Below are 16920 nucleotides of genomic sequence, written 5' to 3'. Positions count from 1 at the left end.
GGTCCTCACTTCGGCTTCTGCAGGGCGGTGGCGAGGTCGCGGAAGGCGTCCTCGCTGGGCTTGACGCCGGGGGATTGGACCAGCGCGTCGTAGATGCGGGGCACCATCAGCACCGCCTGGTCGAGGTCGGGGTCGCTGCCGGGCCGGTAGGCCCCCATGGCGCGCAGGTCGCGCGTTTCCTCGAAGCGGCCGATGAGTTCGCGCAGCTTGCCCACCAGCACGCGCTGTTCGGGCGTCCACACCTGGTGGGCGAGGCGCGACAGCGACACGCCGAGGTCGATGGCGGGGTAGCGGCCCTGCGCGGCGATGCGGCGGTCGAGCACGATGTGGCCGTCGAGCGTGCCGCGGATCGTGTCCGCCACGGGGTCGTTGTGGTCGTCGCCGTCGACCAGCACCGAGAAGATGCCGGTGATGGACCCCGAGCCCTCGAGCCCGGGCCCGGCGCGCTCGAGCAGCTTCGGCAGGTCGGAGAAGACCGAGGGCGCGTAGCCGCGCGCCACCGCCGGCTCCCCCGCCGCCAGCGCCACGTCGCGCGCCGCATGGGCGTAGCGGGTCGCGCTGTCGACGATGAGCAGCACGGCGTCGCCGCGGTCGCGGAACCATTCCGCGATGGCCATGGCGGTCTTGGGGGCGAGGCGCCGCATCATGGGGCTCTCGTCGCCGGTCGCCACCACGGTGACGGCCCGCGCCCGGTTGGCGCCGAGCGATTCCTCGATGAACTCGCGCACCTCGCGGCCGCGCTCGCCCACCAGCGCGATCACCACGGTGTCGAACCCCTTGGCCTCGGCCAGCATGGCGAGCAGCGTCGACTTGCCGACGCCCGAGCCCGCGAAGATGCCGATGCGCTGCCCCGGGCAGATGGGGCAGAAGATGTCGATCGCCTTGACGCCGGTCTTCAGCGCGCCCTTCACCCGGGCGCGTTTCAGCGCGGCGGGCGGGTCGGCGTCGGCGGTGACGGACGTGCGGCCGGGCGGCAGGGCGCCGAGGCCGTCGACGGGGCGGCACAGGGCGTCGATGACCCGGCCGCGCCAGCACGGGTCGGGCGAGAAGCGCAGCGCCCCGACCCGGCGGACCTTGAGGCCGAGCCGCGCGTCGCCGCCCACGCCGAAGGGCTTGACGGTGACGCCGGTGCGCTCCACCCGCACGACCTCGCCCATCTGCTCGCCGCTCTCGCCCGCGAAGGCGACGGCGTCGCCGAGCCGGACGAAGGGCGACAGGCCGGACACCCGGTAGGCGGTCGGCGACACGGTGGCGACCGTGCCGGTGCAGCGCACGAGCGACTCCGACGCCATCGTGCCGCGCACGGCGGCGCCGAGCCGGGCGAGCCGGTTCACGACGGGCTCCCCAGCGCCTTGATGGCGTCCTGCAGCGTCGTGTCGGCGGTCTGGTTCGCCTGCGTCACGCCGTCGAGGCTGTGCTGCACGCTGATGAGCTTGGTGATCTCCAGCACCGGGTTGACGTTGGAATTCTCGACGAAGCCCTGGATGACGCCCGCCGAGGTGAAGTCGAGGATCGGCGTCGCGGCCCGGTCCGGGATGACGCCGGAATCGGGTCCCCGCGTCAGCTTGGCGGCGGGGTCGATGGCGAAGAGCCCGATGGCGCCGACCTGGGCGCCGTTCTGGGTGATCATGCCGTCGGCGGCGATCGTGGGCGGCCCGGCGGACGGGTCGAGGATGAGGCCGGTGCCGCCCGCGTCGAGGATGGGGTTGTCGTTGACCGAGAGGAGCTGCCCGGTGGGCGACATCTTCATGCGGCCGTCGTGGGTGTAGACGACGCCCTGGGGCGTCTTCACGCCGAACCAGGCGGAGCCCTGGACGGCGACGTCGAGGGGGTTGTCGGTCTTGGTGCGCTCGCCGCCCGAGCGATCGATGAAGCTCGATCCTTCCGCGCTGAAGGCGACGGGCGTGTCGCCGGTCTGCGACAGCAGCGTGTCGAAGGTCACGCCCTCGGCCTTGTAGCCGGCCGTGTTCATGTTGGCGATGTTCTGCGCGATGGTGGTGAGCCGGCGCTCGACCGTCATCTGCCCCGATAGGCCGACGTAGAAGTTCGACTGCATGGCCCGCTCAGCCCCCCTTGTGCAGCTTGGCGAGGCTCAGCAGCAGATTGGAGCTGACGCCGGACTGGGCCGCGGTCGTATCGAAGAGGTTCAGCACGGAATCGGCCGCCACCGTGCTGCCGATGCCGTTGGCGGCGTCGAGGATGGAGGTCGTGGCGTCCGACGTGTCGGCCAGCAGCACGTTGGTGGCGCTCGCCGATGTCGAGACGTCGTACTGCGCCGTGTAGCGCGAGATGATCTTGGCGACCTTGCTCTCGTCCTGCAGGTCGGCGATGGGCACGACCCTGGTCAGCACCGCCGCCTGGGTGTCGATGTCGCTCTGGCCGAGGGTCGACGAGATGCCGTAGGCGGTCTCGACCACGCTCAGCATCGTGGAATCGGCCAGCAGCCCGTAGACCGAGGTGATGGACGAGGCGTGGCGGCTGAAGTAGAGCGCGTTCGACACGCCCTGGTTGGTCTTGCCCTGGTTGTCCTCCAGCGTCTGCTCGACGTATTTCGCCGTCGTCCCCGTGGTGGCGGCCGTGCTCGTGGTGGTCGACGTGCCGTTGGCGGCGAAGTTGAACGCGGTCGCGAAGGCCTTGTAGCGCGGGTCGCTCAGCGTGTTGGCCAGGGCCGAACTGCTCGTGACGCCGCCGTTGAGGACCTTCGTCATGAGGCCCTTGGCATAGGTCATGTCGCTGAGCCCGAAGGCCTTCATGGCATAGGAGAACAACTGATAGTTGTTGACGAACTGGCCGACCGTCTGCACCTTGCCGATGTTGGCCAGGTAGTAGTCCGTCGCGTTCTTCACGTCGCCTTGCGAGGCGGTCGCGGCCTGCTGGCGGGACAGGTTGTTGGCGACCGCGAGATAAGCGGCAGTGGTGGAGATCACGGTCCCGGCCCTCGGCGGATGGGAGCGGCCGGTCGGGAGAGAGCCAGCCTTCCGTTTCACCCTCGCGGCGTGGACTTGCCCGAGGCTGGTGGCGGGCGCCGCCCCGCGCCGGTGTCGCTCAGTGCCGGCGGTTCGAGCGCCGGATGCGCCCCCGAGCCGGTGCCGAAGGAGGTCACGACCTCGTCGTGCGGTTCCGTCGCCGGCTGCCCGGCGAGGGCGACCCGGCCCTGGACCGCCGCGTCGGCGAGGTCCCGCTCGGCCGGCGGCAGCGCTCCATCAGCATGGCGGGCGCTTCGGAGGCGCGTTCCAGCAGTCCGCAGGCCGTCACCGACGGCGCGCGGCCGGCGCGCCGGTGGCGGGCGTCCCGGGCCAGCCCCGCGCAAGGCGCCCCTGGTGGATTGATGGCGGACAGCCGGGACCCTTCCGGTCCAGGCCCGGCGCGCCGCGCCCGGGCACGCTGCCCACCGGAGGCAACCCCTTGAGCTTCTTCATCGGCATCACCGTGGCGCTGGGCTGCATGATCGGCGGCTACGTGGCGGCCGGCGGCCATCTCGCGGTGATCTGGCAGCCCTACGAGCTCATCATCATCTGCGGCATGGCGCTCGGCACCTTCATCGTGGCCAACCCGCTTTCCACCATCAAGGACACCGGCAAGGCCATCGGCCAGGCCATCATGGGCAAGACCCCGAAGGGCCGCGACTACCTCGACCTGCTCGGCATCATGTACACGCTGATGAAGGAACTGCGCGGCAACGCCCGCAACGAGGTCGAGGGCCACATCGACAACCCCGCCGAATCCGCCTTCTTCCTCAAATATCCGAAGGTGCTGGCCGACAAGGACATGACGGCCTTCATCTGCGACTATTGCCGCCTCATCATGATCGGCAACGCCCGCTCGCACGAGATCGAGTCCCTCATGGACGAGGAGATCAACACGATCATGCGGGACAAGCTGAAGCCCTACCAGGCGCTGCAGAACACGGCCGACGGCCTGCCGGCCCTCGGCATCGTGGCGGCGGTGCTCGGCATCGTGCATGCCATGGGCTCGCTCGACCAGCCGCCGGAAGTGCTGGGCGAGCTCATCGGCGCCGCTCTGGTCGGCACCTTCGCCGGCATCTTCCTCAGCTACGGCCTCGTGGGGCCGCTGGCCACCAAGGTGAAGGTGACGCGCGACAAGCGCGCCCGGCTCTACGTCATCATCAAGCAGTCGCTGCTCGCCTTCATGAACGGCGCCGTGCCGCTCATCGCGCTGGAACACGGGCGCAAGACCATCTCGGCCTACGACCGGCCGTCGATCGACGAGGTCGAGAACGAGACCATGGGCGGCGGTGCCGACGCGCCCGCCAAGAAGGCGGCCTGACGTGACCGCCCTGTCGACCCCGCTGGCCTCGCCCGCCGCGCCCCCGCGCCGGTGGTTCGACCGCGGCACCCCGGGCCTGGGCGAGCGCATCCCGCTCTTCGGCGAGGCCATGACGCTCGCCGCCTCGGCCTGGACCGAAGGCTTCGCCGCCCTGACGGCGACGCCGGCCGCCTTCCTGGTCGGCGGCCTCGCCGAGACCCGCGTGGCGAGCCTGCCGCATCGCCGAGGCCGCGACGCCGTCTTCGCCGTGCTCGACGCGCCGGGGTGGGGCACCACGGTGGGCCTGCTCTTCGACCGGACCTTCGTGTCCACGGTGGTGGAGGCGCTGTTCGGCGGCGGCGACGAACTCGACGCCGCGTCGGAGGGGCCGCTCACCGCGGTCGAGCGGCGCATCGCCGAAGTCGTGGCCATGCAGGCCTCCGAGGCCCTGAAGGTTGGCTTCGCCGAGGTGCTGCCCTCGGCCTTCCCCTTCGACCGCGTGCAGGCCAAGCCGGACCTCGCCTTCCTGGGCCGGCCCAACGCCGCCGTGGTGGTGGCGACGCTGCGGCTGAAGACGCTCGGACAGGTGGCGGAGATCGACCTGCTGGTCGCCCGCGCGGCGCTGGACGGCTTCGTCGACCAGTTGGCCGTGCTGCCCGCCGACGAGCCCGCCAACACCGACCCCCGCTGGTCCGAGCGGCTCGAAAGCCAGCTGTCCCGCGCCCCCATGAGCCTGTCGGCCATGGTGGAGCTCGATCGCATGACGCTCGGCGCCCTCGCCGCCCTGCAGGTGGGACAGCTCCTGACACTGCCGCGCGACGCCGCGACGGACGTGCGCCTGGTCTGCGAGGGACGCACCCTGTTCCGCTGCGACCTCGGCCAATCGGCCGGCCACTACACGGTGCGGGTCGACGAACCCGTCGGCCCCGTCACGCCGGCGGCGTGACATCGTCGTTCCCCTCACGCCGGCGGCGTGACATCGTCGTTCCCCTCACGCCGGCGGCGTGACATCGTCGGCCCCGTCACGCCGGCGGCGTGACATCGTCGGCCCCGTCACGCCGGCGGCGTGGTCTCCCGGCAGGGCCCCGCCGGACGGCAAGCCTCCGGCAAGACGCCCGGCGCAGTCTCGTCCCCGCGGCGCCGCGTCCGCCGTTCGAGGTGTCGTCACGTGTCCATCGCCCCTCCCTCCGACATCATCCTCGACGTCGCCCAGGCGGCCGATCCGCAGCGGCTGCAGGCCGCCACCAGCAAGCTCAACACGATGGCGACGTCGTCGGGCGGCGAGAGCGTGGACTTCGCGACGCTGCTGGCCGGTGCCGGCCACAAGTCCTGGTCGCCGGGCGGCGTGGGCGCGGCGCCGCCCACCACCTACACGCCCCATGCGGGCGGCTCGGTCCAGGCCATGTCGCCCTACAGGAAGTTCGAGGCCGTCCTGCTGCAGACCTTCGTGCAGGAGATGCTGCCGAAGGACGACGCCCTCTACGGCGGTGCCGCCTCGGGCGACGCCTACCGCTCCATGATGGCCGAGCAGCTCGCCGACCAGCTGGCGAAATCCGGCCGCATCGGCATCGCCAGGATGATCGAGAAGGCGCACGGGCCGGGCACCGCCGGGGCCGCCGCACCGGCGGTGCCCGGCAGCCCGACGATCCCCGGAAGCCCGACGGGCCACGACGCTCCGGCCGCTCGCGCGCCGGACCTCGCCGCTTCGGCGGCCGTCGCCGCGCCGTCGCCGCGCCGCGCCGACGGCTGACCCGCCTCGGCCCCGGACCCGCGTCAGCCCCGAGCCAGCCAGGGCCGCCAAGCTCGGGCGCGCGGCCTCGCCTGAGCGACGTGCCGCGCCGTTCCCGCCGGGGACGCCCGCCACCACACCCTTTGAAGGACCGATCGATGACCAAGGGACAGGGGCAGGCGCTGGGCAGCATCTTCGGCACCACGCGGCGCCGCGCCGCCTCCCCCGCCGCGCCGGCGCCCGAAGCCGCGACGCCGGCCGTCGTCATGGCCTTCATCGCCGTGGTGGACCGCGTCGAAGGCGTGGTCGAGGCCGAGACCGAGGCGCTCACCCGCAACCTGCCCGCCGACATGACGGAACTCGGCAACCGCAAGCGCCAGGGCCTGCTGGAGATGAGCCGGGCCCTCAAGGCCGCGGCCGCGGCCGGCCCGCGGGCGGAGATCCGCGACAGGCTGGCGCGCTTCGCCGGGCGGCTCGAGCGCAACCGGGCCGTGCTCGGGACCCAGCTCTTCGCCGTCCGCGAGATAGCCGAGATCATCGCCCAGACCCTGCAGGACGCCGACTCCGACGGCACCTATTCGGCGACGGCGGGCCGGTCGTGAAGCTGCTGCTCGCCGGGCTCTGGGTCGTGGTGGTGGCGCTCGGCGCCGCCTACGGGGTGGCGCTCTACCTGCCGGGTGCGACGGATCCCGCCAAGGCCGCCACCGTCCCGGTGGTGCTGCAGACCCAGAAGACCCGCGTCATCAACGTGCCGCTGGTCACGGGCGGCGCGCTGCGCGGCTACGTGGCGGCCCAGTTCGTCTATACCCAGGACGGCAACCTGGCCAAGACCTTGCAGGTGCAGCCCGACGTCTTCCTGCTCGACGAGGCCTTCCGCGCCCTCTACTCGGACACGTCCTTCGATCCCGACCACGTCGAGCGCTACGACCTGAAGAAGCTGACGGCCGCATTGGTGAAGTCCACCAACGACCGCCTGGGCGTGCCGCTCATCAAGGATGTCCTGATCGAGAACTTCTCCTACATCGACAAGGACGCGAACAAGGGCGGCTGAGGCGCGCCCATCGCCGGCTTTACAACGGCGCCCCACCGGCCGCAAAAGGCGGGAAGCGTCCGGCGGAGGACGGGGCGGAGCTGAACGATCGATGTCGGATTTCCCAACGCCGGGCCGAGCGCAGCCGCGCCATCGCTTCGTCACCTTCGGCCTCGTCATGGTCGTGGTCGGCTGGCTGGTGCTGGTCGCCGACCTCCTGCTCAGCAACGCCCAGCTGCAGCCCGGCAGCCTCGTGGCGGTGCTGGCGCTGAAGTCCGACATCGCCACCTTGGCGCAACTGCTGGTGCTGACCGGCCTCGGCCTCGCTCTGCTCGGCGGGCTGAAGGAGGGCTTCGGGGCGCTGAACCGGTTCTTCGACGCCGTGCTGCAGCGCTCCCTCGGCGCCCGCCCCGTGCCCATGCCGGAGCCCGACGATGCGGACGACCCCGTCGTGGCGGTGCCGCATGCATCCGAGCGCGTCCACGCCGCCTATGCCGCCCACGGCGCCCACGGCGGCCACGGTGGCCACGACCGCGCCCCGGCGCCGGAGCGTCCCGCCGCGGCGGGACGCAACTACACGATCCTGCCCGACGGGTCGGTGGAGGTCGACACGCTGCTCGGCACGCGCATCTTCGCCAGCATGGACGAGGCCCGCGACTTCATCCGGTGATGCCGGCGCCCCTCCGGACCCACAGCGGCGCGCTACCGGGCCGCCCGGGCCTTTCAGACCGGGATGCCGGACCCGCCGCACGGTGCCGCGTCCCGCCATGGACGGGGGCGCGAGGCGATATGTCCGACAGGGGGCGGCCCACCCTGGTCGGGGCGCATCGCGGCGTATGGCGGACGTTGAGAGCCGCGGCCGTCCCGGCCGATGGGGCCCCCGCCTGGGCCTCGCCCCGCGCCGCCCGTCATCGGGGCTCGACAGGGCCGGCCGAGGAGCCGCGCCGCCGCCGCGACCGGGGATGGCGGCGGGGTGCCGAACCGGTGCTGCCCGTCAGCCCCGCACCGCGTAGTACTTGCGCCGCATGTTGTCGGCGATCGCCTGGAACCGCGGCGTGCGCTCGGTCGTGGCGAAGCGGAAGCCGAAGTCGCGGTCCCGCCGCCAGATGATCGTGGCGGCGAGGAGGTCGCCGCTCTGGTCGTCGTAGACCAGGATGTCGTCGGGCAGCGCCAGCGCCGTCGACAGGCGCAGCAGGCCGCCCTGGCTCGACCGGTTGGCGAGGAGGCATTCCACGACGAACTGCCCGTCGGCCCCCATCACCTTGCCGGAGCGCAGGCGCGTGCGCCGGCGGACGGCGGCGCGGCGGTCGCCGGTCCCGGCGGGCTCGGCGATCACCGCATAGGTGAAACCGTCATGGGACGCGCCGGCCGTTCCGATCTTGTGGGCGGCGACGACCGGGGGCCGCGTCATCGCGGCAGCAGCCTGGATTGCGGGGCCGGCACCCGCGCCCCGCGGCCGGTGGCGCGGCGCGGCAGGCGGGCTTCCCCGATGGCCCGGGCGAGAAGGCCGAGCGCCGTGGCCCTGTCGGACACGGGCTCCTCGAAGATCACCGCCTTCACGGCGACGTCGCCGCCCCGGGCCCCGAGCAGCAGGTCGAAGAAGACCGACACCACGGGGTGGCGGAACTCCAGGCCCAGCGTCACCAGCGGCAGGCTGTCCCAGGCGAGGTCGACGCCGGCCGTCCAGGCCGAGACGAGCGTGCCGTGCTTGAAGAACAGCTCGGCCGACGACTGGACGAGATCCTCGATGGCGCCGAAGGAGCCGAAGCGGATGAAACTGACGAGATCGACGGTGTCGATCGTGCGCAGGTCCGCCGCGACCTCGCGGAGGTTGTCGGCCAGAACAGCCGCGTAGGCGCTGTCGTCGGATTCGGCAACATAGGTCAATGCAGCACCGTCGAGGCAGGGGATGTCGGGCGGCTCTTGTCGCGCGTCTGGATGTAGTGGATCACTTCGGCGACAGCCTTGTAGAACTCGGGCGGGATCAGTTCGCCGACCTCGACAAGGTCGTACATGGACCTTGCGAGGGGCTTGTTTTCGACCACGGCGATGCCGTTTTCCGCGGCGATCTCCCGGATCCGCAGGGCCAGGAGGTCCTGGCCTTTGGCGATGACCACGGGGGCGCCGCCCTCTTCGCGCTTGTAGCGCAGCGCGATGGAGAAATGCGTCGGGTTGGCGATGACCAGCGTGGCGCGGGGGACGTCGGCCATCATGCGCCGGCGGCGGCGGTCCAGCGCCAGGGAGCGGCGCTTGGCCTTCATGTGGGGGTCGCCCTCGTTCTGCTTGTGCTCGTCCTTGACCTCCTGGCGCGTCATCATCATGCGCTTGCGCCAGCTGATCTTCGTCCAGGCGTAATCGGCGACGGCGACGATCAGGAAGGCGGCCGTCACCCCCGACAGCAGCTTGACCAGCAGCGACAGGATGCGGTCCGGGATGACGGCGGGCGACACGAACAGCGTGTCGGCCACGGTGCCGCGCTCGGCGTTGAGCACCAGCGCGGCGACGAGGCCCATGGCGAGGAGCTTGAACACGCTCTTCAGGAACTCGACGGCGCCCTTCTTGCCGATCAGCCGCGACAGCCCCGCGGCCGGCGAGATCTTGCTGAGCTTGGGGGCGATCCGGTCGAGCGCCACCGAGGGGGCGTTCTGGGCGAAGGAGACGGCGAGCCCCGCCACGAGGAAGATGACGAAGATCGGCACCACGAACTGGGCGGACGCGCCGAGCAGCAGGCCGATGAGCTCCGCCGCATCCGCGCCGTTGCGGAGCCGCCAGCGGGCCGGATCCTCGAACAGATGGGCCAGCGTGTCGGCGAGGCGGGCGGCGCCGTCCCGCAGCGTGAGGGAACACACCGCCAGCATGGCGCCCAGGGCGCCGAGCAGCGCCGCCTCGCGCGAGACGGGCACGTCGCCCCGTTCGGCCGCCTCGTTGAGCTTCTTCTCCGTCGGCTCGAACTGTTTCGAATCGTCGTCGTCCGTGTCGCTCATCGGGGATCACCCTGCCGGTCGGAGGCGGCCATCTCAGGCGGCCTCGGCGTGGAGCTCGATCTCGCCCAGCGCCACGAGTTGCAGCACCGTCGTGGAGATGGCCCGGCGGGCCGCCGCGATCTCCTTGGCGGAGCCGCCGTCGCCGTTGAGCTCGTTCTCGATGAGGCGACGGGCGCGGGCGCCCACCGCCGACAGCACGACGTCGCGGAAGACCGTATCGGTACCGCGCAGCGCCATGGTGATCTGTTCCGTCGACACGCGGTCGAAGAGCACGCTCTTGGACTTCTGCGGCAGGTTCACGATGTCGTTGAAGCTGAACATCTTCGAGCGCACGGCCGCCACGTCGATGGGCTTGGCTTCGGCGATGGAGGACAGCACGTCCTCGGCCTGTTCCGGCTCCATGCGGTTGAGGATGTCGGCGACGCGCCCCTGCGTGTTGGAGCCGGCATCGCGCGGGCTGCCGTTGAGCAGGTCGTCGCGCAGCTTGTTCTCCAGGATCTTGATCGTGGCCTCGCTGACCGGCCGCAGGCCGAGCATGCGGCGCGTGAGGGCGTTGCGCAGCTCGCGCGGCAGCAGCGCCAGCGTCTTGGCGGCGGCTTCCGGGGTCAGGCGGGCGAGGATCAGGGCCGCGGTCTGGGGGTGCTCCTTGCCGATATAGGCGGCGAGGTCCGTCTCCGGCAGGCCGGACAGGCGCACCCAGGTGGACGAGTTGGACGAGCCCAGCACGTCCGACATGATCTCGGCCACCTGGTCGGGCGGCAGCACGCTGCCGAGCAGGCTTTCGACCTCGGCGGCGGTGCCGCGCAGGTCGACCCCGCGCGAGAACTGCTGCGCCAGCTCCTCGACCAGGGTTTCGAGCGCCGTGATGGGCACGGCGCCGAGCGCCGCCGCCGACCGCGTGATGATCTTGAGTTCGGCGGGGTCGAAATGCTTGAGGAGGCGGCTCGCCAGCGGCTTGCCCATGGCGAGCAGCAGGGCCGCGACCTTCTCGGGCCCGCTCAGGGTCCGGTGGTCGTTGAAGGCCGCGATGGCGGTGGACATGGCCTGCGGTCCCGCGTCAGAGCTTCGCGGCCTGACCGACGATCTCGGTCAGCGAGACGCCGAGCCGCTCGCTCTCGCCCTCGATCACCGTCATGTCGCCGCGGGCGATGACCCGGCCGTTGACCACGATGTCGACCGGCTGGCCGACGCGGTGGTCGAGCGGGATCACGGCGCCGCGGCCGAGCTTCATCAGGTTGGCGACCGGCATGGTGGTGCCGCCGAGCACGACCTGCACCGACAGCGGGATGTCCATGAGGGCGCCGAGGTGGGGGGCCGGGTCGGCGGGCGAGACGGCTTCGTCGAACGACATCGGTGGCACCTGGCTGCAGGGTCGCGGGGGGCGGGTGGCGGTCGCGCCACCCCTCTCCCCGGACCCTAGGCGGCGATGCTTGCGCGAGGATCGCGCCGGCCCGAAAACGCCAGCAACCTCATCGACTTTCCAAGCGTCCCCCGCACCCCCGCGGTTTCGCCGCCCCGCTCAGGTGAAGAGCGAGCGGAGCTGGCCGATGAGGAAGGAGCGGCGCGTTTCCGACAGCTTGGCCAGGAACGTCTCGGCCCAGCGGTCGATGTCGTTGCGCGAGATGCGCTCGAACATCACCTTGAACCGCGCCTGGCGCTCGTCGAGCGGCATCTCCAGGGCGACCCGCATCGCCTGGGCCATGCCCTCCGTCTCGTGCGGGTTGACGATCAGGGCGGTGTCGAGCTCGGCGGCGGCGCCGGCGAACTGCGATAGGATCAGCACGCCGGGATCCTCGCCGTCCTGGGACGCGACATATTCCTTGGCGACGAGGTTCATGCCGTCGCGCAGCGGCGTCACCAGAGCGGCGGCGGCGACGCGGAAGATGCCCGCCAGCGCGGTGCGGGGATAGGACCGGTTGACGTAGCGGATGGGCGTCCAGGCGGCCTCGCCGAACTCGCCGTTCACCGACCCTACCAGCCGGTTCACGTCGTCCGACATGTCGTTGTATTCCGGGATGTCGGAGCGGCTCTTGGGCGTGACCTGGAGGTAGGTGACGCGGTTGCGCCAGTCCGGCGCCGTTTCCAGGAAGTGCCGGTAGCCCTCGACGCGGTGGACGATGCCCTTGGAATAGTCGAGCCGGTCGACCCCGACCACGAGCTTGCGGCCCTGCAGGCTTTCCTTGAACTCGCGTGTGAAATGCGAGTCGACCGCCGTCACCGCCGTCGCGGCATAGTCCTTGGTCTCGATCCCCACCGGGAAGGCGCCGATCCGCACCACCCGGCCGTCGAGCGCGTAGGAGGTGCCGTCGCGGCCCTGGTGCGCGCCCGTCATGGCGAGGTAGCGGCCGTAGTTGTTGCGGTCGTTCTCGGTCTGGAAGCCGACGAGGTCGTAGTGCGACAGCGCCCCGATGCTCTGCTCCTGCTTGGGGATCGTGAAGAGCAGGTCGGCGGGCGGGCAGGGGATGTGGAGGTAGAAGCCGATCGGGTTGTCGAAGCCGCGCGACCGCAGCTCCCGCGCCAGCGGGATCAGGTGGTAGTCGTGCACCCAGATCACGTCGTCGGGCTTCAGCAACTTGCTCAGGTGGTCGGCGAAGAGGCCGTTGACCCGCAGGTAGCCGGTCAGGTCCGACCGGTTGAACTCCGCGAGGTCCACCCGGTAATGGAGGATCGGCCACAACACCCGGTTGGCGAAGCCGTTGTAATATTCCTGGAAGTCGGCGGTCGACAGGTCCGTGACCACGTAGGTGACGTTGTCGCGCTGCACCGTCTGCGGCTCGACGGCGGCGCCGTCGTCCACCTTGCCGCTCCAGCCGAACCAGAGGCCCGGCCGGGATTTCAACGCCGCATGCACGGCCACGGCGAGGCCGCCGGGCGGCTGCGGCTGGCCGGGCTCCGGCACGGTGACGCGGTTCGATACGATGACCAGTCGGCTCACCAACGGTCCTCCCAGCTTTGCGACAGCCGCATCGCCGAGTTGATGATGCCCGCCATCGAATAGGTCTGTGGAAAGTTGCCCCACAGTTCCCCGGTGGCGGCGTGGAGATCTTCGGACAGGATGCCGAACGCGTTGCGGTGGTTCAGCACATCGTCGAAGCGCTCGCGCGCCTCTTCCACCCTACCGACCTGTGCCAGGGCGTCAATGTACCAGAAGTTGCAAACCAGGAAGGCTGTGTCGGGAAAGCCGAAATCATCGGCGACCGTGTACCGCATGACGCGGCCGTCGCGCATCAGTTCCTCGCCGATGCGCTCCAGCGTCGCGATGAAGCGGGGGTCCTGCGCGTCGATGAAGCCGATCTCGGGCAGCAGCAGCACGCTGGCGTCGAGCTGCGGCAGGCCCCAGGCGCCGACGATGGCCTGGCGCTCCTCGCTCCACGATTCCGCCAGGATGCGCTCCTTGATGCGGGCCGCCTCGGCGCCCCAGGCGGCGGTCTCGGGCGCGAGGCCCATGCGCCGCGCGATGCGGCCGAGGCGGTCGCAGGCCGCCCAGCACAGGACCGCCGAATAGGTGTGGGTATGCTGCCGGCCGCGGAACTCCCACAGGCCGGCATCGGGCGCGAAGGCGTAGCGGGCGGCCTGCCGGCCCAGCATCTCGAGGCGGCGGAACAGGGCCTCGTCGCCCATCTTGGGCAGACGCTCGTCGACGAACATCTGGGATGCCGCCATGACGACGGAGCCGTAGCCGTCGTGCTGCACCTGGTTCACGGCGTCGTTGCCGACGCGGACGGGCGCGTGGTTGCGGAAGCCCCTGAGGTTCGGCGCGATCCGCTCGGGCAGGGGCGTCCCCGGGATGATGCTGTGCACGGGCTTGAGGTGGGGGGCCTGGTCGAAGGCGATGTTGGTCGTGTAGTTGATGTAGGATTCCATCGTCTGGGTGGCGCCGAGCCGGTTCAGGGCGTGGACCACGAAGAAGGCGTCGCGCACCCAGCAGTAGCGGTAATCCCAGTTGCGGCTGGACCCTTCGGATTCGGGCAGCGACGTCGTATGGGCGGCGATGATGGCGCCCGTCTCCTCGTAGGCGCAGAGCTTCAGCGTGATGGCGGCCCGGGCCACGGCGGCCTGCCACTCGAAGGGCAGGGCGAGGTAGCGCGTCCAGTCGAGCCAGAAGTCCCGTGTTCTTTCGAGGAACTCCCGGCCGGTGTTCTCCAGCGACGAGCGGAAGGGCTCGTCGGGGCCGAAGATCAGGGTGAGGGGGCGCGTCAGCGCGAAGGACGTTTCCTGCTCGATGTAGGACAGCGGCGCATCGGTGCTGAGCCGCATCACGTGCTCGCCACCCGAATAGCGGATGTGGTTCGAGCCCAGCGCCCGCTCGGTGACGGGGCACCCGTAGTCGTAGGTGGGGCGGACCCGGATGGCGATCCGCGGCAGGCCCGCCAGGGGCTCGATGCGCCGCACGATCTGCGCGGGGCGGAAGATCCGCTCGTATTGCTTGAAGTGCGGCGCGAAATCCGTGACCCGCACCACGCCGCCGTCCGCGTCGGTGAGGACCGTCTCGACGATGGCGGTGTTGCGCAGGTAGGCGGCGCTGGCCGACACCTGGTCGGCCAGGACCACGTCGGTGAAGCCCTTCTCCTCGTCGCCCGCCAGCAGCTTGGAGAACACCGGATCGGAATCGAAGCGCGGCGCGCACCACCACACGATGCGGGCGTTGGTGTCGATCATGGCGGCGACGTGGCTGTTGCCGATCAGGGCATAGTCCATGTTGCGGGGGGCGGTCATGCGGTCTCCGGTCGGCCGATGCCGGCCAGCCAATGCCGCACGGCGGCCGGCTCCGCGAAGGTGCCGACCACGCCCGGAAAGACCCGGCCGACCGAATAGGCGAGCCCGCCGCGGGCCCGGACGGCGAGGAAGCCCGGCGCGTCGGTCACGTCGTCGCCGATGAACACGGGGCGGCGCCCGGCGAAGGGCGCGCGGTCCATGAAGTCCGCGATGGCGGCGCCCTTGTCGATGTCCGGGCGCTTCAGCTCGTAGACGCAATGGCCCGGCAGGATGGCGAGGCCGAGGCCGGGCCTGGCGGCGAGGAAGCCGCCGAGGGCTTCGTGCAGGCGCGGGCCCGTGTCCGGCGCCGCCCGGTAATGCACCGCGTAGGAGAAGCCCTTGTCCTCGACGAGCGAGGCCGGGAAATTGCGCAGCAGCGCCCGCAGCTCGTCGAACACCGGAGCCGGGATCGGCGCGGCCTTGGCCCAGCGGGCGTCGCCGTCGCCGAAGCGGAACTCCGCGCCGTGCGCGCCGCTGGCCTTGAGGCTGAGCGGGGCGAAGAGCCGGTCGAGCTGGTCGATGCTGCGTCCGCTGACCAGGGCGAGCGCCCCGTCGAGCGCACGCTCCGCCCGCTGCAACGCCGCCACGAGGCTCGGCGGGACATCCACGGCATCGGGCGTCGGCGCGATGTCGATCAGCGTGCCGTCGACGTCGAGAAACAGGCAGGCATCGTGCGGCGGAGGCTCGGGGACCATGGCGGGGGCTCGCGTTGAGGCACTATCGATGACGCGGAAACGCCCGCCGACGCCCTGTCGACCGAGGAGAACGTGGCCCGGGACGGGGAAGTTCCAAGGCCAAGCCCAAGGTGGCGCCGGCGGCGGGCGGCCCCCGCCGCCGGCGGGCCGGGACGCGTGCTTCGGTCGCGCCAAATGCGCGCTTCGGTCGCTCCAAGCGCGCGCTTCGGTCGCGCCGCCATGGTGCGGTGCGGAACCATCGCGCCAAGGGTGGCGTTCCGCAGACTGGACGCCCGTCGATCTCGAGCACGGAATCGCCAGCATGAGAATCGCCCAAATCGCCCCGCTGATGGAGAGCGTTCCGCCCCGCCTCTACGGTGGCACCGAGCGCATCGTGTCGTGGCTGACGGAAGAACTGGTGCGGCAGGGCCACGACGTCACGCTGTTCGCCAGCGGCGATTCCATCACGGCCGCCAACCTCGTCCCGTGCACGACGGAAGCCATCCGGCTGTCGGACACGATGCGGGACTACCTGCCCCACACGCTGATGATGGCGGAACAGACCCGGCGCCTCGCCGGAGCCTTCGACGTCCTCCACTTCCACGTCGACATGTTCCACTTTCCGCTGTTCCGCGGCATGCCGAACAAGACCCTGACGACGCTGCACGGCCGGCAGGACCTGCCGGACCTGTGGCCTTTCTACCGGGCCTTCAACGAGATGCCGCTCGTGTCGATCTCGAACGCGCAGCGCGCCCCGATCCCCGATTCCAATTTCGCCGGCACGGTCCTGCACGGCCTGCCGATCGACCTGCACCGCCCGTCCTACGACCCGCGCGGCGGCTACCTGGCCTTCCTGGGGCGCATCTCCTCCGAGAAGCGGCCCGACCGTGCCATCAAGATCGCCCGGGCGCTGGGCATCCCGCTGAAGATCGCCGCCAAGGTCGACAACGCCGACCGCAAATATTTCGAGACGGAGATCAAGCCGCTGCTCGACGAGGGCGGCGACGTCGAGTTCATCGGCGAGGTGGACGAGCGCGGCAAGACCAAGTTCCTCGGCGAAGCCCGCGCCCTGCTGTTCCCCATCGACTGGCCGGAGCCCTTCGGCCTCGTGATGATCGAGGCCATGGCCTGTGGTACGCCGGTCCTGGGCTTCCGCCACGGCTCCGTCCCCGAAGTGCTCGAGGACGGCATCACGGGCCGCATCGTCGGCTCCATGGAGGAGGCGATCGCGGCCGTGCCGCAGGTCCTGGCGATGGACCGGCGCAAGGTGCGCCGCCGCTTCGAGGAACGCTTCACGGTCGAGCGCATGGCCCACGACTATGTCGACCTCTACAAGAAGCAGGTCGCCCTGGCCGACCTCGACGGGTCCTCGGCCCTCATCGCCTCGGGCCGCGACGCCCGCCGTCCGCTCGCCGAACTCGGCGGCCTCATGAGATCGCGGCCCGACATCGCGCAGTGAGACGGCCGCCCGACGGGCCGGCA

18 protein-coding genes are annotated in these 16920 nt (G+C 71.0%); 7 read left to right on the top strand and 11 right to left on the bottom strand.

Annotation, left to right across the window (positions count from 1 at the left end; translation table 11 throughout):
• Positions 1–5: 5 nt before the first annotated feature.
• The 3 genes from fliI to D3272_RS18390 are packed head-to-tail and all read right to left on the bottom strand — an operon-like array spanning position 6 to position 2927.
• Entirely contained in the window at positions 6–1292 is a 1287-nt protein-coding gene (gene fliI, locus D3272_RS18400; protein WP_129220767.1) for a flagellar protein export ATPase FliI, read from the bottom strand.
• A 38-nt stretch (positions 1293–1330) separates the two neighbouring features.
• Positions 1331–2056, bottom strand: a complete 726-nt coding sequence (gene flgF, locus D3272_RS18395; RefSeq protein ID WP_129220677.1) for a flagellar basal-body rod protein FlgF — start codon at positions 2054–2056, stop codon at positions 1331–1333.
• Between the two features lie 7 nt (positions 2057–2063).
• A complete protein-coding gene (locus tag D3272_RS18390) occupies positions 2064–2927 on the bottom strand; it encodes a DUF1217 domain-containing protein (protein ID WP_245496662.1) in 864 nt (287 codons plus the stop codon).
• A gap of 478 nt (positions 2928–3405) precedes the next feature.
• On the opposite strand from D3272_RS18390, the gene motA reads away from it, so the two are divergent.
• The 6 genes from motA to D3272_RS18360 all read left to right on the top strand — a co-directional run bounded on the left by motA (position 3406) and on the right by D3272_RS18360 (position 7695).
• The gene (gene motA / locus D3272_RS18385; protein ID WP_129220676.1) at positions 3406–4287 is read left to right on the top strand and encodes a flagellar motor stator protein MotA; all 882 of its coding nucleotides are present in this window, start codon (positions 3406–3408) and stop codon (positions 4285–4287) included.
• Position 4288: 1 nt separating this feature from the next.
• On the top strand, positions 4289–5212 hold the full coding sequence (locus D3272_RS18380; protein WP_129220675.1) for a FliM/FliN family flagellar motor switch protein: 924 nt from the start codon (positions 4289–4291) through the stop codon (positions 5210–5212).
• A gap of 222 nt (positions 5213–5434) precedes the next feature.
• A complete protein-coding gene (locus D3272_RS18375; protein ID WP_129220674.1) occupies positions 5435–6016 on the top strand; it encodes a rod-binding protein in 582 nt (193 codons plus the stop codon).
• Positions 6017–6153: 137 nt separating this feature from the next.
• Complete coding sequence (locus D3272_RS18370; RefSeq protein WP_129220673.1) at positions 6154–6597, top strand: flagellar protein FlgN; 444 nt, start codon at positions 6154–6156, stop codon at positions 6595–6597.
• Positions 6594–7046, top strand: a complete 453-nt coding sequence (locus D3272_RS18365) for a hypothetical protein (protein WP_129220672.1) — start codon at positions 6594–6596, stop codon at positions 7044–7046. The genes D3272_RS18370 and D3272_RS18365 overlap by 4 nt, the downstream gene beginning before the upstream one ends.
• Positions 7047–7137: 91 nt before the next feature.
• Complete coding sequence (locus D3272_RS18360) at positions 7138–7695, top strand: hypothetical protein (protein WP_129220671.1); 558 nt, start codon at positions 7138–7140, stop codon at positions 7693–7695.
• 324 nt (positions 7696–8019) lie between these two features.
• On the opposite strand, the gene D3272_RS18355 is transcribed toward D3272_RS18360, so the two are convergent.
• From D3272_RS18355 to otsB, 8 genes are all read right to left on the bottom strand, one after another.
• Positions 8020–8436: a hypothetical protein gene (locus tag D3272_RS18355; protein WP_129220670.1), complete on the bottom strand. Its 417-nt coding sequence runs from the start codon at positions 8434–8436 to the stop codon at positions 8020–8022.
• Positions 8433–8912: a hypothetical protein gene (locus tag D3272_RS18350; RefSeq protein WP_129220669.1), complete on the bottom strand. Its 480-nt coding sequence runs from the start codon at positions 8910–8912 to the stop codon at positions 8433–8435. The genes D3272_RS18355 and D3272_RS18350 overlap by 4 nt, the downstream gene beginning before the upstream one ends.
• Positions 8909–10009 carry a flagellar biosynthesis protein FlhB gene (flhB, locus tag D3272_RS18345; protein WP_129220668.1) on the bottom strand — a complete coding sequence of 367 codons (1101 nt, stop codon included), beginning with the start codon at positions 10007–10009 and terminating at the stop codon, positions 8909–8911. Before flhB ends, D3272_RS18350 begins: the two co-directional genes overlap by 4 nt.
• A 33-nt stretch (positions 10010–10042) precedes the next feature.
• Positions 10043–11050, bottom strand: coding sequence for a flagellar motor switch protein FliG (locus D3272_RS18340; protein ID WP_129220667.1), 1008 nt, complete (start codon positions 11048–11050; stop codon positions 10043–10045).
• A gap of 16 nt (positions 11051–11066) precedes the next feature.
• Positions 11067–11360 carry a flagellar motor switch protein FliN gene (gene fliN, locus D3272_RS18335; protein WP_129220666.1) on the bottom strand — a complete coding sequence of 98 codons (294 nt, stop codon included), beginning with the start codon at positions 11358–11360 and terminating at the stop codon, positions 11067–11069.
• Positions 11361–11528: 168 nt separating this feature from the next.
• Positions 11529–12944: an alpha,alpha-trehalose-phosphate synthase (UDP-forming) gene (locus tag D3272_RS18330; protein ID WP_129220665.1), complete on the bottom strand. Its 1416-nt coding sequence runs from the start codon at positions 12942–12944 to the stop codon at positions 11529–11531.
• Entirely contained in the window at positions 12941–14725 is a 1785-nt protein-coding gene (locus tag D3272_RS18325; RefSeq protein WP_129220664.1) for a glycoside hydrolase family 15 protein, read from the bottom strand. The genes D3272_RS18330 and D3272_RS18325 overlap by 4 nt, the downstream gene beginning before the upstream one ends.
• The gene (otsB, locus tag D3272_RS18320; RefSeq protein ID WP_129220663.1) at positions 14722–15459 is read right to left on the bottom strand and encodes a trehalose-phosphatase; all 738 of its coding nucleotides are present in this window, start codon (positions 15457–15459) and stop codon (positions 14722–14724) included. Before otsB ends, D3272_RS18325 begins: the two co-directional genes overlap by 4 nt.
• Before the next feature lie 301 nt (positions 15460–15760).
• Here otsB and D3272_RS18315 point away from each other — a divergent pair, with 301 nt between their 5' ends.
• A complete protein-coding gene (locus D3272_RS18315; RefSeq protein ID WP_129220662.1) occupies positions 15761–16897 on the top strand; it encodes a glycosyltransferase family 4 protein in 1137 nt (378 codons plus the stop codon).
• Positions 16898–16920: the final 23 nt, after the last annotated feature.

Origin of the sequence: Lichenibacterium ramalinae, from assembly GCF_004137085.1 — a bacterium.
In the GTDB taxonomy this organism is placed as follows: domain Bacteria; phylum Pseudomonadota; class Alphaproteobacteria; order Rhizobiales; family Beijerinckiaceae; genus Lichenihabitans; species Lichenihabitans ramalinae.
This window is presented reverse-complemented; position numbering and strand designations above follow the sequence as displayed.